At 33.5% G+C, this 25503-nt stretch carries 27 protein-coding genes; 13 read left to right on the top strand and 14 right to left on the bottom strand.

Annotation, left to right across the window (positions count from 1 at the left end; translation table 11 throughout):
- The first annotated feature begins 295 nt into the window (after positions 1-295).
- From proS to A9G12_RS01960, 3 genes are all read left to right on the top strand, one after another.
- Positions 296-2017, top strand: coding sequence for a proline--tRNA ligase (proS, locus tag A9G12_RS01970; protein WP_065564208.1), 1722 nt, complete (start codon positions 296-298; stop codon positions 2015-2017).
- A gap of 27 nt (positions 2018-2044) precedes the next feature.
- Positions 2045-2629, top strand: a complete 585-nt coding sequence (locus A9G12_RS01965) for a fused DSP-PTPase phosphatase/NAD kinase-like protein (RefSeq protein ID WP_081299620.1) — start codon at positions 2045-2047, stop codon at positions 2627-2629.
- A gap of 167 nt (positions 2630-2796) precedes the next feature.
- The gene (locus A9G12_RS01960; protein WP_065564207.1) at positions 2797-4245 is read left to right on the top strand and encodes a beta-barrel assembly-enhancing protease; all 1449 of its coding nucleotides are present in this window, start codon (positions 2797-2799) and stop codon (positions 4243-4245) included.
- 77 nt (positions 4246-4322) lie between these two features.
- Here the strand turns inward: A9G12_RS01960 and A9G12_RS01955 are convergent, their stop codons facing one another.
- Together A9G12_RS01955 and rluC are read right to left on the bottom strand one after the other, a co-directional pair.
- A complete protein-coding gene (locus tag A9G12_RS01955; RefSeq protein ID WP_065564206.1) occupies positions 4323-4982 on the bottom strand; it encodes a histidine phosphatase family protein in 660 nt (219 codons plus the stop codon).
- A 22-nt stretch (positions 4983-5004) separates the two neighbouring features.
- Positions 5005-5988 carry a 23S rRNA pseudouridine(955/2504/2580) synthase RluC gene (gene rluC, locus A9G12_RS01950; RefSeq protein WP_065564205.1) on the bottom strand — a complete coding sequence of 328 codons (984 nt, stop codon included), beginning with the start codon at positions 5986-5988 and terminating at the stop codon, positions 5005-5007.
- A 122-nt stretch (positions 5989-6110) separates the two neighbouring features.
- Here rluC and dsbB point away from each other — a divergent pair, with 122 nt between their 5' ends.
- The 4 genes from dsbB (at position 6111) to rapZ (ending at position 8999) form a co-directional block, all read left to right on the top strand.
- Entirely contained in the window at positions 6111-6644 is a 534-nt protein-coding gene (gene dsbB, locus A9G12_RS01945; RefSeq protein ID WP_065564204.1) for a disulfide bond formation protein DsbB, read from the top strand.
- Between the two features lie 78 nt (positions 6645-6722).
- The gene (gene rluA, locus A9G12_RS01940) at positions 6723-7379 is read left to right on the top strand and encodes a bifunctional tRNA pseudouridine(32) synthase/23S rRNA pseudouridine(746) synthase RluA (protein WP_065564203.1); all 657 of its coding nucleotides are present in this window, start codon (positions 6723-6725) and stop codon (positions 7377-7379) included.
- A gap of 74 nt (positions 7380-7453) precedes the next feature.
- Complete coding sequence (locus tag A9G12_RS01935; protein ID WP_065564202.1) at positions 7454-8050, top strand: XTP/dITP diphosphatase; 597 nt, start codon at positions 7454-7456, stop codon at positions 8048-8050.
- Between the two features lie 100 nt (positions 8051-8150).
- On the top strand, positions 8151-8999 hold the full coding sequence (gene rapZ / locus A9G12_RS01930) for an RNase adapter RapZ (protein WP_065564201.1): 849 nt from the start codon (positions 8151-8153) through the stop codon (positions 8997-8999).
- On the opposite strand, the gene A9G12_RS01925 is transcribed toward rapZ, so the two are convergent.
- Both A9G12_RS01925 and envC read right to left on the bottom strand, forming a co-directional pair.
- Complete coding sequence (locus tag A9G12_RS01925; protein ID WP_065564200.1) at positions 9000-9830, bottom strand: divergent polysaccharide deacetylase family protein; 831 nt, start codon at positions 9828-9830, stop codon at positions 9000-9002.
- Positions 9827-11032, bottom strand: a complete 1206-nt coding sequence (gene envC / locus A9G12_RS01920) for a murein hydrolase activator EnvC (protein ID WP_065564199.1) — start codon at positions 11030-11032, stop codon at positions 9827-9829. Before envC ends, A9G12_RS01925 begins: the two co-directional genes overlap by 4 nt.
- A 219-nt stretch (positions 11033-11251) precedes the next feature.
- Between envC and glyQ the strand changes: the two genes are divergently transcribed.
- The 4 genes from glyQ to ybaK all read left to right on the top strand — a co-directional run bounded on the left by glyQ (position 11252) and on the right by ybaK (position 15714).
- Positions 11252-12184 carry a glycine--tRNA ligase subunit alpha gene (gene glyQ / locus A9G12_RS01915; RefSeq protein WP_065564198.1) on the top strand — a complete coding sequence of 311 codons (933 nt, stop codon included), beginning with the start codon at positions 11252-11254 and terminating at the stop codon, positions 12182-12184.
- Between the two features lie 10 nt (positions 12185-12194).
- Positions 12195-14267: a glycine--tRNA ligase subunit beta gene (glyS, locus tag A9G12_RS01910; RefSeq protein ID WP_065564271.1), complete on the top strand. Its 2073-nt coding sequence runs from the start codon at positions 12195-12197 to the stop codon at positions 14265-14267.
- A 66-nt stretch (positions 14268-14333) separates the two neighbouring features.
- The gene (locus A9G12_RS01905) at positions 14334-15143 is read left to right on the top strand and encodes a hypothetical protein (RefSeq protein WP_065564197.1); all 810 of its coding nucleotides are present in this window, start codon (positions 14334-14336) and stop codon (positions 15141-15143) included.
- A gap of 85 nt (positions 15144-15228) precedes the next feature.
- Positions 15229-15714, top strand: coding sequence for a Cys-tRNA(Pro) deacylase (gene ybaK, locus A9G12_RS01900; RefSeq protein ID WP_065564196.1), 486 nt, complete (start codon positions 15229-15231; stop codon positions 15712-15714).
- A gap of 151 nt (positions 15715-15865) precedes the next feature.
- Here the strand turns inward: ybaK and A9G12_RS01895 are convergent, their stop codons facing one another.
- The 4 genes from A9G12_RS01895 to A9G12_RS01880 form a co-directional block, all read right to left on the bottom strand.
- Positions 15866-16138, bottom strand: coding sequence for an HU family DNA-binding protein (locus tag A9G12_RS01895; RefSeq protein WP_065564195.1), 273 nt, complete (start codon positions 16136-16138; stop codon positions 15866-15868).
- A gap of 175 nt (positions 16139-16313) precedes the next feature.
- Positions 16314-16907 (bottom strand): YjaG family protein, encoded by a 594-nt coding sequence (locus A9G12_RS01890; RefSeq protein ID WP_065564194.1) that lies wholly within the window; start codon positions 16905-16907, stop codon positions 16314-16316.
- Positions 16900-17973 (bottom strand): uroporphyrinogen decarboxylase, encoded by a 1074-nt coding sequence (gene hemE / locus A9G12_RS01885; protein WP_065564193.1) that lies wholly within the window; start codon positions 17971-17973, stop codon positions 16900-16902. The genes A9G12_RS01890 and hemE overlap by 8 nt, the downstream gene beginning before the upstream one ends.
- Positions 17974-18064: 91 nt before the next feature.
- Positions 18065-18970 (bottom strand): LysR family transcriptional regulator ArgP, encoded by a 906-nt coding sequence (locus A9G12_RS01880; protein WP_065564192.1) that lies wholly within the window; start codon positions 18968-18970, stop codon positions 18065-18067.
- Between the two features lie 208 nt (positions 18971-19178).
- On the opposite strand from A9G12_RS01880, the gene rpiA reads away from it, so the two are divergent.
- Together rpiA and serA are read left to right on the top strand one after the other, a co-directional pair.
- The gene (rpiA, locus tag A9G12_RS01875) at positions 19179-19835 is read left to right on the top strand and encodes a ribose-5-phosphate isomerase RpiA (RefSeq protein WP_065564191.1); all 657 of its coding nucleotides are present in this window, start codon (positions 19179-19181) and stop codon (positions 19833-19835) included.
- Between the two features lie 62 nt (positions 19836-19897).
- A complete protein-coding gene (serA, locus tag A9G12_RS01870; protein WP_065564190.1) occupies positions 19898-21139 on the top strand; it encodes a phosphoglycerate dehydrogenase in 1242 nt (413 codons plus the stop codon).
- A 126-nt stretch (positions 21140-21265) separates the two neighbouring features.
- Here serA and srlR read toward each other — a convergent pair whose 3' ends face one another.
- The 6 genes from srlR to srlA form a co-directional block, all read right to left on the bottom strand.
- The gene (srlR, locus tag A9G12_RS01865; protein ID WP_065564189.1) at positions 21266-22045 is read right to left on the bottom strand and encodes a glucitol operon DNA-binding transcriptional repressor SrlR; all 780 of its coding nucleotides are present in this window, start codon (positions 22043-22045) and stop codon (positions 21266-21268) included.
- 101 nt (positions 22046-22146) lie between these two features.
- Positions 22147-22512 carry a transcriptional regulator GutM gene (gutM, locus tag A9G12_RS01860; RefSeq protein WP_065564188.1) on the bottom strand — a complete coding sequence of 122 codons (366 nt, stop codon included), beginning with the start codon at positions 22510-22512 and terminating at the stop codon, positions 22147-22149.
- A 75-nt stretch (positions 22513-22587) separates the two neighbouring features.
- Entirely contained in the window at positions 22588-23367 is a 780-nt protein-coding gene (srlD, locus tag A9G12_RS01855) for a sorbitol-6-phosphate dehydrogenase (protein WP_065564187.1), read from the bottom strand.
- 11 nt (positions 23368-23378) lie between these two features.
- The gene (srlB, locus tag A9G12_RS01850) at positions 23379-23747 is read right to left on the bottom strand and encodes a PTS glucitol/sorbitol transporter subunit IIA (protein ID WP_065564186.1); all 369 of its coding nucleotides are present in this window, start codon (positions 23745-23747) and stop codon (positions 23379-23381) included.
- A gap of 38 nt (positions 23748-23785) precedes the next feature.
- Complete coding sequence (gene srlE, locus A9G12_RS01845) at positions 23786-24793, bottom strand: PTS glucitol/sorbitol transporter subunit IIB (RefSeq protein WP_065564185.1); 1008 nt, start codon at positions 24791-24793, stop codon at positions 23786-23788.
- Positions 24794-24812: 19 nt separating this feature from the next.
- On the bottom strand, positions 24813-25361 hold the full coding sequence (srlA, locus tag A9G12_RS01840) for a PTS glucitol/sorbitol transporter subunit IIC (RefSeq protein ID WP_065564184.1): 549 nt from the start codon (positions 25359-25361) through the stop codon (positions 24813-24815).
- Between the last annotated feature and the right edge of the window lie 142 nt (positions 25362-25503).

The following is a 25503-nucleotide window of genomic DNA, read 5'->3' as shown; positions in this document are numbered from 1 at the left end:
TAAACTAAAATAGTTCTAAATTTGTTAATAGAAAATTGATATTGTAAATATTTTTGATTTGACATCTAAGTTAACAGCTCTTTATTGATAATTACCTATAAATAGAATGTAATAAAATATATTGTAGTAATTATTTATAAATAACTTAAAAAATAAACTTATTGTTGTTGATGATAATTTAATACCTATCGGATTTATTTAAACTTAAAAATTACTTTAGTGTTGTGCTTGGTACTGCTAAACTAATCAACATTTTTATTATATTAATAATTTAATTATTTTTTGGGATAAATTCATGCGAACCAGTAAATATCTTCTTTCTACTTTAAAAGAAACTCCAGCCGATGCTGAAGTAATTAGCCATCAATTAATGTTACGTGCTGGAATGATCCGTAAAGTTGCAGCTGGGTTGTATACTTGGCTTCCCACAGGTTATCGAGTACTAAAAAAAGTCGAAAATATTGTTCGTGAAGAAATGAACAAAGCTGGCGCAATCGAAGTATTAATGCCAGTAGTTCAACCCGCTGATATCTGGCAAGAAAGTGGTCGTTGGGAACAATATGGACCGGAATTACTTCGAATAAAAGATCGCGGTGACCGTGATTTTGTCTTAGGTCCAACCCACGAAGAAGTGATTACTGACTTACTTCGTAACGAAGTCAGTTCTTATAAACAATTACCGCTTAATATTTATCAAATTCAAACTAAATTCCGTGATGAAGTTCGTCCACGTTTTGGTGTTATGCGTTCACGTGAATTCATTATGAAAGATGCATATTCATTTCATACTTCCCAAGAATCATTGCAACAAACTTACGATGATATGTATAAGGCCTATAGTGCAATTTTTACCCGCACCGGCTTAAACTTTAGAGCTGTACGGGCTGATACGGGATCAATTGGTGGAAATTGGTCACATGAATTTCAGGTATTAGCTGATAGTGGAGAAGATGATATTGTTTTTTCAACCGAATCTGACTATGCAGCCAATATCGAAATGGCTCAAGCATTGGCACCAACTAATGAACGCTTACAACCAACTAAAGATCTACAATTAATTGACACCCCAAATGCCAAAACTATTGATGAATTAGTAGAACAATTCAATGTACCAATCGAGAAAACAGTTAAAACCCTAGTAGTTAAGGCAAGTAAAGAAAGTGGTCATCAATTAGTTGCTTTATTAGTGCGTGGTGATCATACCTTAAATGAAATTAAAGCTGAAAAAATTGATATTGTGGACTCTCCACTTCAATTTGCAACTGAAGAAGAAATTCGTTCATTAGTTAACGCAGGTCCAGGTTCATTAGGTCCAATTAATTTAAACATGCCCATCATTATCGATCGGGATGTAGCAATAATGAATGACTTTAGTGCTGGTGCTAATATCGATCACAAACACTATTTTAATATCAATTGGCAACGAGATGTAGCCTTACCACGTATTGAAGATATTCGTAATGTAGTTGAAGGTGATATTAGTCCTGATGGTAAAGGCACTTTGCAGATTAAACGGGGCATTGAAGTTGGCCATATTTTCCAACTTGGCACAAAATACTCTGAAGCAATGAAAGCAACGGTTCAAGGTGAAGATGGACAAAATCATGTAATGATTATGGGGTGTTACGGTATTGGTGTGAGCCGAATAGTAGCTGCCGCAATAGAACAATGTCATGATGATAAAGGTATTATCTGGCCTGAAGCTATTGCCCCATTTAGTGTAGTAATAATCCCAATGAACATGCATAAATCTGAAAAAGTACAGACCACCGCAGAAAAAATCTATGCTGATTTACAAGCAGCAGGAATTGAGGTGTTATTTGATGATCGAAAAGAACGTCCGGGTGTAATGTTTGCGGATGCTGAACTTATTGGTATTCCTCATACTATTGTAATTGGCGAACGTAATCTTGATAATGGTGAAGTTGAATATAAACATCGTGCTGGTAAAGATAAAGAAATGGTAAAAACCGATAGTATAATTGAGTTTATTAAAAATCACTGTAATCTTGTTTAAATATCTCAAATACAGTAATTAGCAATAATGAAACGTACATCCAAACAATCGTTGTTTTATCATTCTAATAATATGACTAAAATATTTAGCTATTTGGTTTTATGTTATTTATTGCTAATAATAACTGGCTGTCGATCACAAATTAATCCTAATGATAGGTTACCCAATAATTTTTATAAAATATCGGAAGAGATATACCGCTCGGAACAACCTTCCCCTCAACAGATGCAATATCTGGCAGAATTAGGGGTTAAAACTGTCATTAATTTACGATTATGGCATAGTGATCAAGATGAAATAACCAACACTACAATTACTGAAGTCCCGATTAAGTTACGAGCAGGGAAAATCACTGATGAAAAAATTATTGAAACGTTAAAAGTTATCAATAAATCACCAAAACCAATATTAATTCATTGCTGGCATGGCAGCGACCGTACTGGTGTTGTTGTTGCGATGTATCGTTTAGTTTTTCAAAAATGGACTAAATCTCAAGCTATTAATGAATTAATGCAACCAGAATTTGGTCATCATTCTAATATTTACCCCAACATTGTTAAATATATTGAAAATGCAGATATTGTAAAAATTCGTGAGGCAGTGTTCCACTAGTCCTGTCTTGCTAATTTATAATAGAATTTAAATCACACTTTCCTAAAGAATATAGCTATTTATTATTCTTAATATTTTGATTAATATGATTATAAATTCGAAGTGATATTGTGTTATTTTTCGGCTAAAATAATTGCACTTAGAGTTAATTTGAATTGGATGAATTAATGTTAAAAAAAATAGTAGCGCTTATATTATCTACATCGATATTGCACAGTTCTTTTATGGCTAATGCTGATAATATAACCCTTCCTGATATTGGAACCGCTGCCGCCTCGACATTAAGTATTGGGCAAGAGATGGAGATGGGTGATTATTATATGCGAATGTTGCGAGCTGATGCTCCAATTATTAATGATCCTGTTTTAAATCAATATATTAATGATTTAGGTAAGAAATTAGTCTCCAAGTCAGAATCAGTACAAACACCTTTTCATTTTTATATTATACAGAGCAATGTACTTAATGCGTTTGCTTTTTTTGGTGGCAACGTAGTTATCCATTCCAAACTTATCTTAGATACCGATACTGAAAGTCAATTAGCTTCTGTGATGGCACACGAAATTGGTCATGTTACCCAACGGCATTTAGCTCGTGCAATGGAAGCCCAAAATCGTAATAGCCCTTATGTGTGGGGGGCAACATTAGGTTCTATTTTACTCACACTAGCGGATCCCGAAATAGGAATGGCTGCAATGACTAGTACCATGGCGGGTTCAGCGCAAAGTATGATCAGTTTTACTCAAAGCAATGAACAAGAAGCAGATAGAGTTGGTTTACGTACATTAGCAAAAGCCGGATTTGATCCTTTTGCATCATCGGAATTTTTACAAAAATTAGCTGACCAAACTCGTTTTTCCAGTAAGCCTCCCGAAATTTTACTTACTCACCCTTTACCAAATAGCCGTTTAACCGATATTCGCAACCGCTCGATGCAATATAGTAAAAAAAATGTTAATCCCTCACTTAATTATTATTTAGCTAAAGCACGACTGGCTGTGTTGTTAAGTAGATATAAAGATACTGGAAAATTATTAGTTGAAGATTACAAAAAAATAAATGACCCACAAAGTAAAATTGCAATTGTTTATTGTGGTGCTCTCACTGACTATCGTGGTGGTAACTACCAAAAAGCTAAACAACAATTACAACCATTATTGGATAATGACCCAAATAATATTTGGTATATAGATTTAATGACAGATATTGATTTAGAGTCGAATAATATCAGTGGAGCAATTAATCGTTTGCAAACTGCTTTGAAAAAAGCACCAGATAGTTCAGCACTACAATTAAATTTAGCTAACGCTTATGTAAAAAATAAAAATTATCAACAAGCTGTTAGTTTGCTACATCGTTATACTTACGATCATAATGATGATATGAATGGCTGGGATCTACTTATTACTGCATATGGAGGGCTACGTTCCAGAGCACAAGAAATGTCTGCTCGTGCTGAGTTAGTTGCTTTGCAAGGCCAATTTAAACAATCTATCCAATTGTTACAAAATGCCAAAAATCAAATCCAAGGTAACCAAACCATGGTATCAAAAATCGATGCTAGAATCAGTCAATTACAACAACTACAGAAGCGTTATGCTGCATATAAACGATAAATATTATTGTTATTTATAATTCCTCGACTGGTGTAGAAATGCACTAGCCGAGAAAATAATAATTAATATGCAATTTATTAGTTAACTAAATGATCAACATTATTGTAAGATTTAACCGTATATTGTCCTTCAGATTGATTTTTATCCTGTCTATAATTAACCACACTAATGCTGGTATTCAATGTACGCGGAAAGTAATCTTGATCGCGATGTAAACGCCAATCACCACCATTTAATACACACAGTAAAAGACGTAAAACAGTACCATGCGAAACCACCAAAATATTACCTTTATCTTGTGGAGCATTTTCAATAATTGTATTTAAAGCTCGTTGCATACGAGCAAGCACATCCAAATAGTTTTCACCTTGATTTACTGAAGCATCAAAATTAACCGGATCAGTTAGATAAGTAATAAATTCAGGGACTTCTTTTTTTAGTGATGGTACATGTTTACCTTCCCATATACCAAAATCCATTTCACTCAAATCAGCAAGCTCATAAGTAGGAATCGTTAGATTATTTTCATTAACAATATAATCTCTGGTTTCCATTGCTCGTTGCTTATTACTTGAATATGCTTGCATGAAAGGGATGTTTTTTAGATGTTTTCCGGTCACTTTAGCACCTAAAATACCCTCTGATGTCAATGGTGAATTTAGGGATCCTTGCATATGATCTTTAATATTCCATTCTGTTTGTCCGTGTCTAATTAAATATAAATTAAGATCTTTCATTCTTTTAAACTACCTTTTTTATTTAAAATTCTGTAGATTGAAATTTACCATTTCGGATTTCAGCTAAACAAGCTTGCAAAATTTTATCCATTGGCGCATGCAATTGCATTTCTTGCATAGTTTTTGGATGAATAAATTTTACATTAGAAGCATGTAAAAATAACCGATTAAGTTTGGTATTTATTAACATTGCATCAAATTGACTATCCCCGTAACGATCATCAAAAGCAATCGGATGATTTACATATTGAGTATGCACTCTAATCTGATGGGTTCGTCCCGTAACCGGACTAGCTTTGATAAGAGTAGCAAAATTAAAACGTTCTTCAACTTTAAAGCGAGTTTCTGAAGGTTTGCCTTCTTTATCAACTTTGACTACCCGTTCACCACTTTTCAAAACATTTTTTAGTAATGGTGCTTGAACCACTTTACATTCGGAAGGCCAATTACCTCTCACTAATGCAAGATAATTTTTTTGCATTTGCTTAAGTCGAAGTTGCTCATGTAAAGATTTTAGAGCAGATCGTTTTTTAGCGATTAATAAAATACCCGATGTTTCACGATCAATTCGATGTACTAACTCTAAAAACTTTGCCTCAGGTCTTAGCGCTCGTAAGCCCTCAATTACGCCAAAACTAAGGCCACTACCACCATGTACTGCAATGCCTGACGGCTTATTAATGGCTAAAATAACATCATCTTCATAAATAATTGCATTTTCAAGTTCAGCTACTCTATTAAGTTTATTTGATATTTCAGGTGATGATCTTTCGGCTATACGAATAGGTGGAATACGAATTTCATCCCCTATTTCTAATTTATATTCGGGTTTAATTCTTTTTTTATTAACTCTGACTTCACCTTTACGTAAAATCCGATAGATCTTACTTTTAGGTACCCCTTTTAGATGTGTAATCAAAAAATTATCTATTCTTTGAGTCACATTATCTTCCGAAATAGTTATAAATGAGACCTGCAATTTTGTGTTTGGCGCGTAAGAGTCCATAAGAGATGATTAATCCACCGTCATAAATAAAAGTCATTTACATTATTCTAAAATAAACTACACTTACCGTTAGAATAAAAATAGCAAGATAATTATAACGGAATATGGAGGAATAAAATAGTATGTTATCACTGCTGAATCAATACTCTCGAGGAAGGATTGCTTGGCTTTTACTTTCCCTTTCCGTCATTATTTTTGAAATAACAGCATTATATTTTCAGCATGGATTAGGCCTTCCTCCTTGTACACTTTGCATCTATCAGCGTTGCGCCCTTCTAGGAATTTTATTCGCTAGTATTATTGGTATTATTGCTTCACAAAATATTATTTTACGGATGATTGCAATTTTAATATGGTTATTTAGTGCTTTCAAAGGCTTTAACTTAGCTACATTTCAAGCACAATTACAATTTGCTCCTAACCTCGGGGATACATGTTCTGTTAATGTGCAATTTCCATCATGGTTATCATTAAATGAATGGTTCCCAAGTATATTTAATGCATATGGTTCTTGTGCCGAAAAACTTTGGTCATTCCTCACCATCGAAATGTCACAATGGATGATCATTATTTTTGCTTGTTATCTTGTTGTTGGTTTAGCTGTTCTTATTTCACAACTATTTTCCCCTAATAAAAAATCAATTTGGAGAAAATAACCATCTTGTAGAACTGACACTTTCTATTTATTTTGTTAAAATGTGTGGCAATTTTAGTTTACAAATTGTCACACACAAATGCTTTTAGAATACCATCCACCAATTAATCCTTGGCTTTCTATTTTATATCAAGATGATCATATTGTTGCGGTTAATAAGCAACCTGGAATATTATCTGTTTCAGGTAATAAACCTCAATTTATTGATAGTATTATTTACCGTCTACAACAAAAATATAGTTATGTTGAATCAGTGCATCGCTTAGATATGGCAACAAGTGGAATTATGATTGCCGCATTATCTAAATTAGCCGATCGGGAAATAAAAAAGCAGTTTAGAGAAAGAATACCTAAAAAACAATACATAGCAGTAGTATTTGGACACTTAAAAAACGATACAGGTATTATTGAATTGCCTTTAAGTTGTGATTGGCCAAATCGTCCTAGGCAAATGATTGACATGGAAAATGGTAAACATGCATTAACCGAATATCAAGTCATTTCCAGAAATCCAGATAACACCACGCGAGTTAAATTATTTCCTTTTACTGGAAGATCTCACCAATTACGTGTTCATATGCAAGCGATTGGTCATCCAATTTTAGGTGATAAATTTTATGCGACTTCGGAAGCTTTTTCGATGTCAAAAAGATTGTTATTACACGCACAGCTTCTTACTTTTAATCATCCCAAAACAGGAGAAAGTATGACTTTTAGCTGTGAACCTGATTTTTAAATAAAATTAAACCGAATAATTCAACCAAAATGATTACTTAATGAAAAATGAGTAATTATGTTAAGGAAATCAAAATGCAAAAAATAGTTCTAGCAACCAATAATCAAGGTAAAGTAAATGAATTACAAAAATTACTTGCCGATGCTGGCTTTAATATTATCGCACAAAGTGAATTTAATGTACCTGATGCTGATGAAACAGGTTTAACATTTGTCGAAAATGCTATATTAAAAGCAAGACATACAGCAAAATTAACTGGGCTACCAACTATTGCTGACGATTCGGGCTTAGTCGTTCACGAATTAGATGGTGAGCCAGGAATCTATTCAGCTCGATATGCTGGTGAACATGGTAACGACAAAAACAACAATCAAAAATTACTACAAGCATTAGCCAATACACCTAAAGAAAAACGCACAGCTTATTTTTACTGTGCTCTAGTTTTTATGCGTCATGAAAAAGATCCGACCCCTATTATTTGTTTAGGGAAATGGCATGGCTTGATTTTAAATGAAGCGCGTGGCGATGGTGGTTTTGGTTATGATCCACTTTTTTATATTCCTGAGCTAGGTTGCACCGCTGCTGAATTGACAAAAGAACACAAAAGCCAGATCTCACATAGAGGTCAAGCTCTTAAGCAACTAATAAAAAAAATCACAACTGAATTTTAATTTTGCGGTGGTTAATAAATAATCTTCTTTCTACTTACAATTGTATATTTAGAATTAAAAAGTATATACTTAATCAATCAATTATATTGGAGTTAATGCTGTGATTCTAATGATAGTAAGTGGTCGTTCTGGCTCAGGCAAATCAATTGCATTACGAGCACTAGAAGATATGGGTTTTTATTGCGTTGATAATATTCCAGTAGTTTTATTACCACAATTAGCCAATGCGCTAGAAAATAATAATACTCCTGTTGCTGTCAGTATTGATATTCGAAATTTACCAGAAAAATTCAATTTTAATCAGGATATTATTCAACGATTACCAGAATCTATTTTCCCTGAAATGATTTTTTTAGATTGTAGCCGCAATACTCTGATTCGCCGTTATAGTGAAACAAGAAGAACCCACCCATTATCTGAGCTACATTTTTCTTTAGAAGAAGCTATCGAACGTGAAGGTAAGTATTTAGAACCACTAAAATCCCATGCTGATTTAGTTATCAATACTGATAATCTTTCCGTTCATGAATTATCGGATATTTTAAGAACCCGAATTTTAGGCAAAAAAGAACGAGAATTAACTATTATTTTTGAATCTTTTGGCTTTAAGCATGGTTTACCTATTGATGCTGATTTTGTATTTGATGTACGTTTTTTACCAAATCCTCATTGGGATGCAAATTTACGACCTTTAACCGGATTAGATCAAGCTGTGAAAGATTTCTTGTCACAACAACCAGAGGTAAATAATTTTATCTATCAAACCGCATATTATTTACAACAATGGTTCCCAATGCTAGAAAAAAATAACCGTAGTTATTTAACCATTGCTATCGGTTGTACTGGAGGACAACATCGTTCAGTTTTTATTGCTGAACAACTAGCCGAATTATTCCGAACACGCAATAAACAAGTACAAACTCGCCATCGCACATTAGAAAAGAAATAATTATTTTTCTTTTGAATTATAAAAAAGATATATATCGTTAATTAACTTTTTATATTTTTCAATAAAATCTTTTAAAGTGACATTTTTGGGTTGTGTGATTGAAGGCAATGGAGTGATTAACTGGCTAAGTTTAATTAATTCAATATCTACAGGTAAATTAGCTAACTTACTCCTTAAAACATTTACTGTTTGTGGGTGAGGGTGACCTATAGCAATTGCATATCCATTTTTACGTGCAATTGCTACAGCTAAATCAAATTGATGAGCAATACTATTCTCTTTTTGTTCATCATCTAAAAAAACATCTCGACTAATAACTGGGATATTATAACCACTAGCGGCTTGTTTTACTTTAGTTTTACCAATAGTTTTGCTATCTAAAAAAAACATTGGGTAATGGCTAAGCGCTTTCATAACATGTTGCATACCATTTAAATTAGATGTCATTAAACTCCCCATATGATTATTAACACCGATCGCATAAGGAACACGTTCAATAGCATTGGTGACAATTCTTTGAACTTCAATTTCATTCATATAGGGAAATAACGTATCTTTCTCCAATGGTTGTTTACCCATTGGAGCCATTGGTAAATGAATAATGACATCATTACCATGGTTATGAGCTAAAGTTGCAATATGTTTTGCATTTGGGGAGTGAGGTAATACTGCAACTGTTATGTTTGGTGAAAACGAAATAATTTGTTCTTCATTACGTTGACGGTAACCAAAATCATCAATAACTAGAACTAACTTTGCTGCCCAAACACATTGAATATTTAACATAAATAAAGTTATGATGAGTGTAAAAATAAAACGAAAATTAATCATTTTAGCCACCCTTTTGGATCAAGGGCTTTACCATCACGACGAATTTCAAAATATAACCCTGGCGTATTTTGACCACCACTAGCACCAACCAAAGCAATAGCTTGACCACCTTGAACTTTATCGCCAACATTAACCAGTAGCCGTTGATTATAACCGTATAAACTCATATCTCCTTTACCATGTTCTAGAGCCACCACAAAACCATAACCTTGTAACCAACTAGCTAGTATTACCCGCCCATCGGTAATCGCGTTGACTTGGATCCCATCTTTTGCATTAATGACTATTCCTTTCCAGTGAAGTTCACCTTGTAAAGATTCACCAAATCGATGAGCTATACTACCAGTAACAGGCCAATTGAACTGATGTTGTGGTTTGCCAATTCCACTAACTCGTGCCATTAATGACTTTTCATCTGAATTAAGTATGTAATTGGTATTTTTCTGTTTTTCTGCTATATGCTTCGCCTGCCTTGCTTCTTCTTCAGCTAAACGGCGACTTTCTTTTTCCGCTTGAGCTATTTTTGCTTGAAGTTTTGCTTCATTATCACGAAGTTCTGCTAATTTTTGTTGATTTACCTGCATTGAGGATTCAAGAGCACTAATCGTTTTTTGGCGATTTTGGCGATTTTTTTCCAACCCTATTTGAACTTGTTTTTGTTTGTTTTGTAATTCTTTTTGTGATGTTTGCTTTTTTTGCAAAATAATTCTTTTATTATTAAGTTGTGATTGAGTGTCACGAAGTGCATTTATTTGTTGTTCTCTCGCCTCATTAATATATCCATAATAATTTATAATACGTTCATTACGCTCACTTTCTTTATTGGAAAAAATGAGTTCTAAACCAGTCATTTTCCCTAGTTTAAAAGCACTTTCTAGTTGTTTTGATAATACATTGCGCTGTTGTTTTTGCTTAATTATTAGTTCATTAATTTGTTTTATTAAATTATTAACTTCAATATCAAGCTTTTTTAAGGAAATACTATTTTTTTCAATGGATGTCAGCAAGTTGGCAATTTCGGTTTCTTGCTCCTTGAGGTCATTAACTAATTGGGTTCGTTCTTTTTTCTGTTCAGCTAAGCGGTTCTCTTGTTCTTGAATAGAACGACGTAAAGTTTGTAGCTGCTGATTATCATCAGCATACGAAAAATTGAGATTCAACAGACCAATTAAAAAGATAATCAAAAATTTATAACAGGACATGGTGTTTTATTTATAATTAATTACCAAGCTATACAGATAATCCACTATACCTACAAATAGGTAAAGATGCAAAATGAAAACTATTTTAAACATTGAGATAATATTAATAATATATTGTAATATGCAAAGATTAGGCATTTCACAATAACTAATAAAAAGTATAAAATATAAAACTATTTAAATTATCGCAATAACTAACTCAACCATAAAGATAACATCATGCAAAAGTTTAATGTAAAAACCTTTCAGGGTTTAATTCTTACGCTACAAGATTACTGGGCAAATCAAGGTTGCACCGTGATCCAACCATTAGATATGGAAGTTGGTGCGGGTACATCACACCCAATGACTTGTTTACGGGCACTTGGACCAGAACCTATTAATGCTGCTTATGTACAACCATCTCGCCGGCCAACTGATGGTCGTTATGGTGAAAACCCGAATAGGCTACAACATTATTATCAATTTCAAGTTATCTTAAAACCATCCCCAGATAACATCCAAGAGCTTTATTTGGGATCATTAAAAGAACTTGGTTTAGATCCTACTATTAATGATATTCGCTTTGTTGAAGATAATTGGGAAAATCCTACTCTTGGAGCATGGGGGCTAGGTTGGGAAGTTTGGTTAAATGGTATGGAAGTGACACAATTTACTTACTTTCAACAAGTAGGCGGACTAGAGTGTAAACCTGTCACTGGTGAAATTACTTATGGTCTTGAACGTCTTGCTATGTATATTCAAGGTGTGGATAGTGTTTATGATCTAGTTTGGAGTGATGGTGCATTTGGTAAGACTACTTACGGTGATGTATTTCATCAAAATGAAGTTGAACAATCTACTTATAATTTTGAATATGCCAATATTGATTTCTTATTCTATTGTTTTGAACAACATGAAAAAGAAGCAAAAATGTTACTAGAGTTAGAAAAACCACTGCCTCTACCCGCTTATGAACGTATCTTAAAAGCGGCACACTGCTTTAACTTACTCGATGCGCGTAAAGCAATTTCAGTGACGGAAAGACAACGTTACATTTTACGTATCCGTGCATTAACCAAAATGGTGGCTGAAGCATACTATGCATCACGTGAAGCACTCGGATTCCCAATGTGCCAAAATTCATGTCTAAGTGAAACTGTATCAAAGTAGGAAAGTATATATTATGCAAAAAACATTTTTAGTAGAGATTGGTACAGAAGAGTTACCTCCAAAATCACTGCGTACCTTAGCTGAAAGCTTTGCTACCAATTTTATTGAACAACTCGATAATGCCAAATTAGAACATGGAGAAGTACTTTGGTACGCATCTCCTCGTCGTTTAGCATTAAAAGTTTTAAATCTTAATGATACCCAACCTGATAGCCAGATCATTAAACGTGGTCCAGCTGTTAGCGCCGCTTTCGATAGTAATGGTAATCCAACCAAAGCAGCAGAGGGTTGGGCTCGGGGTTGTGGTATCACTATAGATCAAGCTGAACGTATACAAACGGATAAAGGTGAATGGCTGTCATATACACACAACCAAAAAGGTCAGCCAGTAGTTAACCTTCTATGTGATATGGTTAAAAATGCCTTAGGTAAATTACCAATTCCAAAACCGATGCGTTGGGCGGCTCGCCAAGTCGAATTTATTCGCCCAAGTCATACTGTTACAATGTTATATGGTAATGAACTTGTACCAGGTACTATCTTGGATATCGAATCTGGCCGTATTATTCGTGGGCACCGTTTCATGGGTGAACAACAATTTACCATTGATAATGCTGATCAATATCCACAGATATTAGAACAACGAGGCAAAGTTATTGCAGATTACGATAAACGTAAAGCAATTATTAAACAGCAAGCAGAAGAAGCTGCAGCTATACTTAATGGTAAAGCTGATTTGACTGAAAGCTTACTTGAAGAAGTTTCATCATTAGTTGAATGGCCGGTGGTATTAACCGCTAAATTTGAAGAAAGATTCCTTGATGTTCCTGCCGAATCACTAGTTTATACGATGAAAGGCGATCAAAAATATTTTCCAGTCTATGATAAACAAGGGAAATTATTACCTAACTTTATTTTTGTTGCTAATATTGAGTCCAAAGATCCACAAGTGGTTATTTCTGGTAATGAAAAGGTCGTTCGTCCACGCCTCGCTGATGCAGAGTTTTTTTATAAAACTGATTTAAAACAATGCTTAGAAGCTCGTCTTTCTCGTCTCGAAACTGTTTTATTCCAACAACAACTTGGTACCGTTAAAGACAAAGCGCTACGAATAGAAGCATTGTCAGGTTTTATTGCTGAAAAGATTGGTGCTAATACTGAGCAAGCCAAACGAGCAGGAAAGTTGACTAAATGTGATTTAGTCACCAATACCGTATTCGAGTTTCCTGAAACCCAAGGTATTATTGGGCGATACTTAGCACTCAAAGATGGCGAAGGTATTGAGGTAGCAACTGCCATTGAAGAACAATATAAACCTCGTTTTTCTGGTGATGAACTGCCAAGTACTTTAGTATCAAGTGCAGTGTCCATTGCTGAAAAAATGGATACACTAGCAGGTATTTTTGGTATTGGTCAATTTCCTAAAGGTGATAAAGATCCATTTGCACTGCGCCGTGCTGCTATTGGTGTTTTGCGAATTATTGTAGAAAAAAATTTACCACTCGATCTTGTCGATTTATCTAATTTTGCTACATCACTATATGGCGATAAACTTAGTAATAAAAATGCTATTCAGGATATAGTTAGCTTTATGCAAGGTCGTTTTCGAGCTTGGTACCAAGAACAAGGTTTTGCTATTGATACTATCCAAGCAGTATTGGCTCTCAACCCAACTAAACCGGCAGATTTTGATGCTCGAGTTAAGGCTGTCACCTATTTTAGAACCTTACCTGAATCATCATCATTAGCAGAAGCTAATAAACGAGTATCTAACATCTTATCCAAAACTGAAATGGCTATTCCTGAAAAAGTTAATGTCGCGTTATTAGAAGCTGGGGCTGAAGGTGAATTAGCCAAACAAGTGGCTATATTAACTGATAAACTTGAACCATATTTCAATGAAGGTCGTTATCAAGATGCATTAGTTGAACTGTCTTCACTTAAAGTGCCAGTTGATGTATTTTTTGAATCAGTTATGGTAATGGTTGACAATGAACAGATAAAGTTAAATCGATTAGCTTTGTTAAAGAAACTGCAAAGTTTATTTTTAAAAGTAGCCGATATTTCACTGCTACAAGCATAATTTTATATTTATAATAACTTGTGGTAATTCTGTCTGAGTTACCACTAATAAGGTAATAATATTAACATGCAAACAAACTTATCCTTTTCTTTGATTTTCAATCAAACCAAAAATTTTATTCGAAATCGATTTTGGCAATTTATTATAGTTAGCTTAATAACCGGATTATTCCATGTATTGGTGTCTAACTATATTATGGATGAAAAAACGCTTGAGCAATTAGCCAATACACAAGATGTATTAATTGTACTTTCGACTATATTAAAAATGTTGGTTGTATTAATATTTGCATCTTTAATTATTGTTTCAGTAGATGTTGCTACTATTTATAATCTAGCTATCAGTGATAAATTTAATATTAAAATATTACTGTCTAAATTCCTTTCTAGCATAATAAAAGTATTTGGAATTGGTACTATTTATACGTTTATTATTCTATTTATTTTATTATTCTTTGGATTAGTATTTTTTACACTCCGGATGGTTATGCCAGAATTAGGTACCATAATGATGATATTTTTTATGGTAGGTTTTACACTTTTAATAATGACTGTTTATTACTTTTTTATTGGCTCAATTATTGCCCCATCAACAAAAAGTTTTATCCAGCTTTTTGTTCAAAGCCATCAATTAGCTAAAAAATATTGGCAACAAGGCTGCTTAATATTAATTATTGATGCTTTTTGTATGCTTATACTATCTGCTTTATCGGCGACTTATGGTGATAACTTTATTTTGGATTTGATACTTTCAACTGTGTCTAATTTAGTTGATATTTTCGTAATCTGCTTTTTTTATCGCATAAATCAACTGCTTTCTGATAAAGAAATGAACTTAACAGAAAGTAATCCTAATAATACAAATTTAATACTATAATAAAACGTAACTAGCTCTTTTTACTAATTAGTTATTAGTAAAAAGAGAATACTGACTAATCAGTTATTATTAATTAGGTATTATAATGACGCCAGCTATTAATTTGCTTAAAAAGTTAAAGATCAAATTTCATATACATCAATATGAACATGATGTATATGAAACTCACTATGGACAAGAAGCAGTTAGTAAACTTGACCCCAAATTGAACATTGTTCCCGGGCAAGTTTTTAAAACACTTATCCTCAATTTAAATGATGATAATAAAACATTTGCTGTTTGCGTGTTACCAGTGAATTGTCATTTAGATCTTAAAAAAGCAGCCAAAACATTAAACTGTAAAAAAATTGAGTTAGCGGATCCTAATGTGGCCACAAAAATCACAGGTTACTTAGTTGGTGGTATCAGCCCTTTAGGCCAGAAAAAGCATTTACCAACATTAATTGATTTAACTGCTCAACAATTTTCAATGATATTTGTATCAGGTGGGCGACGAGGATTAGAAATTGAAATTTCACCACAAGATTTAGCTAATATCTTAAATGCACATTTTGTTGAAATAACAGCTTAAGTTTATTAGCAATAGAATCTAATTTTTAGCAATATATCAATTAGTGGCAGAATAGCCAATAATAAATAGACAAAATAAAAGGCCATAAGATTAGAACTTATGACCTATCACTTATTCCTACCCAAATAACTGATAGAAATAAAAAGCAATATTATTTAATTGCTTCTTTTAAGCTTTTACCAGATACAAAAGCTGGAACTTTGCTTGCTGGAATCTTAATTTCTTTACCAGTTTTAGGGTTACGACCAGTTCGTGCTTTACGCGCATTTACTTTAAATGTACCAAAACCAACTAATTGTACTGGGTCACCAGCTTTCAATGATTCAGTAACAGCGGCTAAAGTTGCTTCTAGTGCTGTTTTAGCAGCTACTTTTGTAATATTAGCTTTGCTAGCAATTGCATCGACAAGTTCTGTTTTATTCATGGATATATCCTTACATAATTATTTTATTGTTAAAGTAATGTTATAAGTAAAGTTAAAAATATAACTTTACAACTGTAAACGACATTTAGATTACATTGGTAGTAAATGTAGTCTATATTTCCCTAATATTAAAGAAAAATTTAATAAAAAATAAAAAAATTTGGCTTTCAATGATTTAATTGCTCAAAAAAACACCAATATTGCTAGTTGCGACTGAACGAATATCAGACTTTAAGCCTTTAATTAATTCAATTGCATCATCTGTTTCATCTCGTAGTAACCGAAAAATCTCCCACTGCAAATCGAATTCATCAACCACTAGTGGTAAACGAGCTTGTTCATCTTCTGATAGAAAAGAATCTGCTTTTGTCATTTCAAATTCAGCTATAGTTGTTGCCGAGAGGCTACTAACTTTAGTGGTATGCTCGGCTATTTCACCACTCAAATAAGAATGTAGAAGTTCACTCAACGCTTGACACGCATCTATAGCAGGATAAACCATATAAGGGGCATCATCGCTTACTAAAGGTATAATAGCTTCTAATTTTTCTAATTGTAAATCAAAATTAATTTTTACACCTTTAACTAATAAAGATTCCCAAATTAGGTCAAGTATTTTTTTGTAACTTTTAGCATCTTCATCATTTTGCTGTTGTTGACAATAATAAGCAAAATTAGGATACATCCGTTCACATAAACAAACCATAAATAATCGTTGTTGCCATACAGCTAACTTTTCCATGCGTAATTGAACTGGATTTTTAATCATAATGATACCTTTTAGATTGCTGATGTACAGCATCTATCAAATATTGTACATGCTCTACCGGAGTATCTTGGTGAATACCATGCCCCAAATTAAAAATATGCCCATTATAACCCCCAAACTCAGTAAGGACAGTATCAACATTAGACTCTATGATTGATTTACCAGCATATAGAATTGAAGGATCTAAATTACCTTGCACTGCAACTTGACCTTTATGCTTTATTTTACTTAAATCTACCGTCCAATCGACGCCAATCGCGTCACATCCGGTTTGCATGATGTGATCTAACCATAATCCACCACCTTTAGTAAACAAAGTGATAGGTACATAAGATGTAACATCTGGACTTTTAACTCCACGAGTTAACTGTGACAAGATCATTTGCATATAATAAAGTGAGAACTCTTGATAACATTGATGGCTTAATACCCCACCCCAAGTATCAAAAATCATAATAGATTGAGCTCCCGCTTGGATTTGTGCATTTAGATATAGTGCAATACAAGTTGATAATTTATTAAGTAATAAATGCAAGGCTTTGGGATCGCAATACATCATTTTTTTGATTTTAGTAAATGCTTTACTACTACCACCCTCAAGCATATAAGTTGCCAATGTCCAAGGACTACCAGAAAATCCTATTAATGGTATTTTTCCAGCTAACTCTTTCTTAGTAAGGCGAATTGCATCCATAACATATTTCAGGGATTGTTCAGGATCAGGAATTGGTAATTGTTCAATATCAATATTACTTAAAATCGGTTTGACAAATTTTGGACCTTCACCTGCCTCAAAATGTAGTCCTAACCCCATTGCATCAGGTATAGTTAAAATATCGGAAAAAATAATTGCCGCATCCAGATCAAATCTTTTTAATGGCTGCAAAGTTGCTTCACAAGCAAGTTCAGGGGTCTGACACAAAGTCATAAAATTACCAGCCTTTAACCTCAGCTTACGATATTCTGGCAAATAGCGACCTGCTTGGCGCATCATCCACACTGGTGTGTAATCTACAGGTAAACACTGTAAAGCTCGTAAGTAGCGATCATTTTTTAAATAGCTCATATCAATGGCTCTTTGTATTAAAATCTGTATATTGTAAAGAAGTTTCAGGTAAAGCTAACGTTTAAGAATAAAATTCAAACAGTTTTAATTATTATTTATAATTTTGAGGTTGTGATAGTGTATTATGTGCATAGTTAATTAATGTCTCAGAAATATTTTGCATCACACTACTTTCAGGTGCAAATCGATGCCAATAAAGCATGCGTTTTTGATATAATCCCTCAGTAAGATTAATTAACTCACCATTTTTTAATTCATTTTCGACTTGTAATATTGGTAACATGCAACATGCAGATCCTTGTTTAGCCAAATGTACAAAAGCCTCAGAAGAACTAGTAATATGACATACCACACTGCCTGGAGTAAGATTAAAATTCTCCTGTAAAAATGCCTGATGCATATCATCTAGATGATCAAAAGCTACCGCAGGTGCCTTTAATAATGAAGCTCTAGTTACACCATTAGGAAAGTATTTTTTAGCAAAATCAGGAGATGCAACAAAAATATAATCTAATGCACCTAATAAATCAGATAAACAACCTGGTAAAGGAGTGCTTTGAATACTAATCGCAGCAACTACAGTCCCTAAACGCAGTAATTCCAAAGTATGTTCTTCATCTTTTACTTGGATATCAAAACGTAATATATTTTTATTTAATACTGGTTTTAGTGCTGGTAATAACCAAGTAGCCAAAGAGTCAGCATTAACCGCAATAGATAATGACAATGGCGTAGTATTTTGTTCATTGTCACCTAACCATTGTTGTTCTAATAATTCAACTTGATGCAATAATCCGAGAAGATGTTCACCTTGTTTAGTCGCCTTTGGCGGAATAGTACGTACAAGCAACTGCTGCCCAAAAAAGCTTTCTAATTGCTTAATACGTTGCGACACTGCAGGCTGTGTAATACACAACTTATCGGCAGCTCTTTCAAACCCTCTTTCTTTTATCACTGCATCTAATGCTTGGAGTGCTCTATAATCTGGACGCTTCATAATCTCTTTATAAATGATTCAATTAGGGCCTAAATATACAAGCCATTTTAATATATAAATAAAGACGTAAATATAGCAAAAAATTAAAATATTTTCTTAAAATCCTAATGATTTTTGCTTTCCAATTGGTTACTATGCCATATCTTCATAAATTTTGCTTTTAATTTTTATGTTTAAGAAAAATTATTTTTAATAATAAGGTGATATCATGACGCAAGATGAATTAAAAAAAGCAGTAGGTTGGTCAGCATTAAAGTATGTAAAGCCGGATTCATTAATCGGTGTTGGTACAGGTTCAACGGCTGCGCATTTTATTGATGCCTTAGCAACAATTAAAGACCAAATTAAAGGAACCGTATCTAGTTCTGAAGTCTCAACCCAAAAATTAAAAAGTTATGGTATTCCTGTATTAGACTGCAATGAAGTTGATAGCTTGGATATTTACGTTGATGGTGCCGATGAAATTAATCATCATATGCAAATGATTAAAGGTGGGGGTGCAGCTTTAACCCGTGAAAAAATTGTTTCGGCATTAGCTAAACAGTTTATCTGTATTGTCGACGAGTCAAAAGTAGTTGACGTGTTAGGCAAATTTCCCTTACCTGTTGAAGTAATTCCTATGGCACGATCTTACGTAGCTAGAGAGCTATTTAAGCTTGGAGGGAAACCTATATATCGTCAAAATGTCGTCACTGACAATGGTAATGTTATTTTAGACGTTCATGATTTTATCATTGCTAAACCTATAGAATTAGAGAAACAAATTAATAACATTCCTGGCGTGGTGACAGTAGGACTATTTGCGAATAAAGGAGCCGATATTGCACTCATAGGAACAAGTTTCGGCGTTGAAGAAATGAAATAATTTTATGCATAATATTTTATGACAAGAACTATCAATTAATTTAATAGGAAAGAGAGGGAAAAATGGTTGTTCAGGTTCTAACCAAAGATGAAAATAAATTTCTATTATTGGAAGGTATTCATCCTAGTGCCATTGAAACGTTAAAATCAGCAGGTTATACAAATATTGAGTATCATAAAAGTGCACTATCCCCAGCAGAACTTAAACAAGCACTCAAAGATGTCCGTTTTGTTGGCGTTCGTTCCAGAACGAAGTTAACCAAAGAAATCATTGAAGCTGCCCCAAAACTCGCTGGTATTGGTTGTTTTTGTATTGGTACTAATCAAGTTGATTTACAAGCCGCTACTGTTAAAGGTATCCCTGTATTTAATGCACCATTTTCTAATACCCGTTCTGTTGCCGAATTAGTATTAGCTGAAGCTATTTTATTGCTCCGCCGCGTACCTGAAGCAAATGCTAAAGCACATCAAGGCAAATGGAATAAAATTGCTACTGGTTCACATGAAGCTAGGGGTAAAAATCTTGGAATTATTGGTTATGGCCACATTGGTAGTCAATTAAGTGTATTGGCTGAATCCCTTGGCATGAATGTGTATTTTTATGATATTGAGACAAAATTGCCATTAGGTAATGCTAAACAAATGTCTACGATGCAAGAATTACTTAAGATGAGTGATATTGTCAGTATGCATGTCCCTGAAAATCCAACGACAATGAATATGATTGGTGCCAATGAAATTGGAATTATGAAGGCCAATGCTATTTTGATCAATGCTTCACGTGGTACAGTAATTGATATTAATGCATTAACACAAGCATTAGAAACCAATAAACTTAGTGGTGCAGCGATCGATGTATTCCCAACCGAACCAGCAAGTAATAGTGATCCATTTCAATCACCATTATGTAAATTTGATAATGTTATTATTACCCCTCACATTGGTGGTTCAACAAGTGAAGCACAGGAAAACATTGGTATTGAAGTAGCCAGTAAATTAGCTAAATACTCTGATACCGGGGCTACACTTTCAGCTGTCAATTTTCCTGAGGCATCATTACCTATTTTAGCTAACAGCACTAGTCGGTTCTTAAATATTCACCATAATCAACCCGGAGTTTTGACAGCCATTAATACCTTATTTGCGGAACAAGGTTTGAATATATCAGCTCAATATTTACAAACCGATCCTACAATTGGTTATGTAGTTATTGACATTGATAGAGTAGAACAAAATAAAGCGGAAGAATTATTAGTTAAGTTAAAAAAAGTACCCGGAACTATTAGAGCTCGCTTACTATTTTGATTTACATACCAATAACAAATATTATTAGCTTTTAATAAAAGTTAAGTATGAATAATATTTTATTAGACATATTATTCATACTTAGTATTTCCAGCTATTATAAATAACATATAATCCTTTATTACATTACTCTTCTGTAACTGCTACTTTAACGACTTTAATCCCTTTTTGAGTTAATGCTTTATAATACCTGTCGTCTAAATTACTATCCGTGATAATAGTATCAACAGCATGTAAATCACAAACAACATTAGGACTGCGACGCCCAAATTTTGATGAATCAACTAATAAAATCAACTTAGCGGCAGCCTTACTCATAGCTACACTACCATGATAGCTTTCATTAAAAGTAGTAATTCCTCCGACTAAATCAACCCCATCAGCCCCCATAAAAAGTTTATCAAACGTATAAGCTTCAAAAGCTGCAATTGCCGAAGCATTGTTACTATGGAAAGATGCGGATTTACGACGAAAAGTTCCTCCAGTTAATATAATGGTTTGGTCATTATCGTTAGCAACTAATTCATTTACCATATGTAAACTATTAGTCATAATTGTAAGGTTATTGAATGCAGCTAACATTGGTATCATTTGAGCAACAGTGCTACCTGCATCAAAGATAATAGAATCCCCTTCATGAATTAATTTAGCTGCTTCATGAGCGATAGCTTTTTTTTGTTGTATGTTTATATAAGTCTTATGATCAATAGCTCTATCACCAATTTCTCGATTTAACATTGCTCCGCCATAAGTTCTTAAGACTAATCCGCTTTCTTGAAGTTGAGTTAAATCTTTACGAATTGTAGTACCTGTAGTTTTAAAATACTCCACTAATTCATCAATACTTACTTGTCCATTATTTTGCAGATATTCTAAAATAGCTGATTGCCGGTGTTTTACTTTCATATTTAAATTCCATTATTATTGTTTGCAAATAAAATAAATTTATTAGCGAGCTAATTATACTTCAAAATGAAAGAAAATACTTTTCAAAATAAAAGAAATTATCATTTATTTACGGTCAATGCTACAGTTAATGCACTTTGCGAAGCGAGGTCATTAGGAAAAATATTTTCTGGAATAATGTCTGTAGCTGTTAGCCCATGTAATTGAGTAATAGGCTTAGGTAAAGCAAAAACAGTAATTCCTTTCATTGAAATTGAATCAATAACGATCTGATTCTCATCTAATGAAATAGCTATTAATACTCTGGGTTTAAATCGTTTGGTTTTACTGCGACCAACCCCCAAGTAAGTTCCTTTTTTCATAGTCAAAAAAGCACGATTGAAACGACGAATTTGAAACCAACTGAATACAATTTGAATGCACCAAGCAATAAGTGCAATCACAATTAAAGTGGTAGTCATATTCATAGAGGGCTCCATTCATATTTTATTCAAACAAAAAGGTGCGAAAACGACTACGCTCATTTTCGCACTTTATTCTACCTAGAACATCACTTGTCCACCAGTAATGTTAATTGATTGGCCTGTACAATATGAAGCTTTATCACTAGCATAAAATAATAATACATTTAGGACATCCTGATAATCACAACCACGTTTAAGTGGTACTTTATCAATATAAACTTGTTCTACTTGGTTTTCAGGAATCCCTAGTTTTTTTGCATACTGTGGTAGTAATGATTGGAACATTGGCGATTTTAATAAATTACCTAGCATCAATGAATTAACTGTAATACCATACTCAGCTAAATCTAATGCTAAAGATTGTGTCAAACCAACACCTCCGAACTTAGATGCACTATATCCTGAATTATGCTTACTACCAACTTTGCCCGATTTTGAGTTAATTTGTATAATTCGACCATGAGTATTATGCTTAATCATCAATTTAGCAAACTCACGCGCGCATAAAAAATAACCAGTTAGATTCACATTAACAGATAATTGGAAATCACTTAAGGAGAAATTTGTAATTGGAGCTGCTTTAGCAACACCTGCACTATATACCAATAAATCAACACGATTAAAGGTATTATCGACATCACTAGCCAACTTAATTACGCTTTCTTCATTAGTTGCATCAACACCAAAACCTTTGGCCGTACCAACACCATGTTTTTGATTAATAGACTCAGCTACTTTATTAGCGTTGCCGATATTCAAATCAGCAACCACAACATTATATCCAGCGTCAGCAATACCATTACAGAGAAATTCACCTAAAGTTTGCCCACCACCAATAATTACTGCTACTTTTTTCATTTTTATATTCCTCAATCGCTTAAAATTTTCACTTCATCACCAACACAAAGTTGATTAGGCATTTGACCTTCTAAATGAACTGTTCCTGGTAATTCAGCTTTATGATTACCATCAAACTTTAATGTGATATGGCCTAATTCACGGAAATTATTATTTGCAACGTCACCAACAGAAGTAATGTTATAAACATGATTACCCAATTGAAATTTCTGACCTACTTGTATGTCCTGTTTTAAATCACCATGACTATGTACAAAACAATAATCGGCCAGGTCTGAAGGTGCCCCTTCTTTAAAAAGGATTAACATACCATCCGTTAATGCTTCTGGTGCAAATTCACCAATTTGATTAATTTTCGACTGATAGATAACAATTGACATCATTAACCTTCTTAATAATTGTATTTGATATAAAAGTTTTACTGATAAATAAACAATGACACGGCCCAAGCAATCAATACAGTTGGTGCACCAGTTAAAAACCGGCTTACAAGTACTGATGGTACTCCAACTCGTACGGTATCTTGTTTAGCTTCTGCGAGTGATAAACCTACTGGAATAAAATCACATGCCGCTTGTGCATTAATAGCAAATAGTGCTGGTAATGCTAAATGAGGTGGAATATTACCTAGACCAATTTGTACCCCAACTAATGTACCTATAACTTGCGCAATAACAGCACCAGGACCTAAGAATGGTGAAAGTAATGGGAAAGAACAGATTAATGCTAATATAACCAGACCAAGTGGATTATTGGCTAATGGAACCAAACCATGAGCTATAAAATCACCTAATCCTGAAGCAATAATGATTCCTATTAATGCTGACACAAATGCCATAAAAGGTAAGATTGTTTTGATCACGGTATCAATGGTATCTCGACCAGCTTGGAAAAATACGGCCACCCCAGATCCCATACCAATACCGATTTTAGCTAATAAACCATCACTTTGCTCGGTGATCTTTTTACTAGTGTCATATTCTTTATATTCAGTTGTTTTATTATTTGTATCTTGTTGTTCTTGGGATAAAGAAGATTCTATTATCGCATCACCTTCTTTCTCAATTACTTTAATATTATTAGGTTTGACAGCAGAAACATAAATATCTTCAACAATATATTGAGCAAGTGGCCCTGATTTACCAGTAGCATGAATATTTATGGTTGGTACTCGATTTTTAGGATAAATACCACAACGTAATGTACCACCACAATCAATCACAGCAACGCCTATTTCTTCTTTTGGTGGTTCACCTTCTTTGAAGCCATCAACAGCTTCCCAACCAGTTAATTTTACTAAGGTATCAACTATTGCAGGTCTTGTACCAGCAGCAATATACACAATTTTTTTGCCTGCAATGATCGGAAGTTCTAAAGGTCCACCCCAACCAGCTTCACCTCTTTCAATATAAATAAATTTAGTCATTTTATTTTCCTTCTGATTGTTATAGACGAACTTTTCTATCTAATTTAATACCCATTTTTCTTTCAAAAATAGCAGTACAAAAGTCAGTAATCCAACCTCTAAAAAAGTTAGTTACAAGACCTACAAGAAAATAACTTACTGCAAGAGGCCCTAATGGTAAATTCAAGGTAGTTAAACCTGCTGCGATACCTAAGTAGACAAATAGTTCACCAGGATTCACATGAGGAAATAATCCATTCATGGAATGGCAACTATAAGAAGATGCTGCATAATAACTAGGCTTGTAAACCTCTGGCATAAATCGGCCCAAGCTTAATGTCATTGGATTACAAAATACAAAGGTACCAATTAATGGTAATAATAAATATCTTGATATAGGGTTACCTGCACAGGCTTGTGCTAAACGTTCAATACGGTCTTGACCGATAAATTTTATTACTGCATTCATCACAACGAGTAATGCTATTAATAATGGTATTATACTTGTAACCATTCCAATGAATACTTTACCGCCTTCTTGGAATAAACCAATAAACCATTCAGCGCCAAATGAAATTGCATCAATCATATTTTCTCCTTGTTAAGTTAATTTCGTATTTATATTAACAAGTATGAAAATTAAAAACTTTTAATTGGATCACATTTTGAAAATATTTCTTTCAAAATAAAAGAAATAGTTTCAAAAAAAATATTTTTATGTAAATAAATTT

The organism is Gilliamella sp. wkB112 (assembly GCF_001690685.1).
In the GTDB taxonomy this organism is placed as follows: Bacteria; Pseudomonadota; Gammaproteobacteria; order Enterobacterales; family Orbaceae; genus Gilliamella; species Gilliamella apicola_J.
Note: the sequence above shows the minus strand (reverse complement) of the source record. Positions and strands in the feature narration are given on the sequence as shown.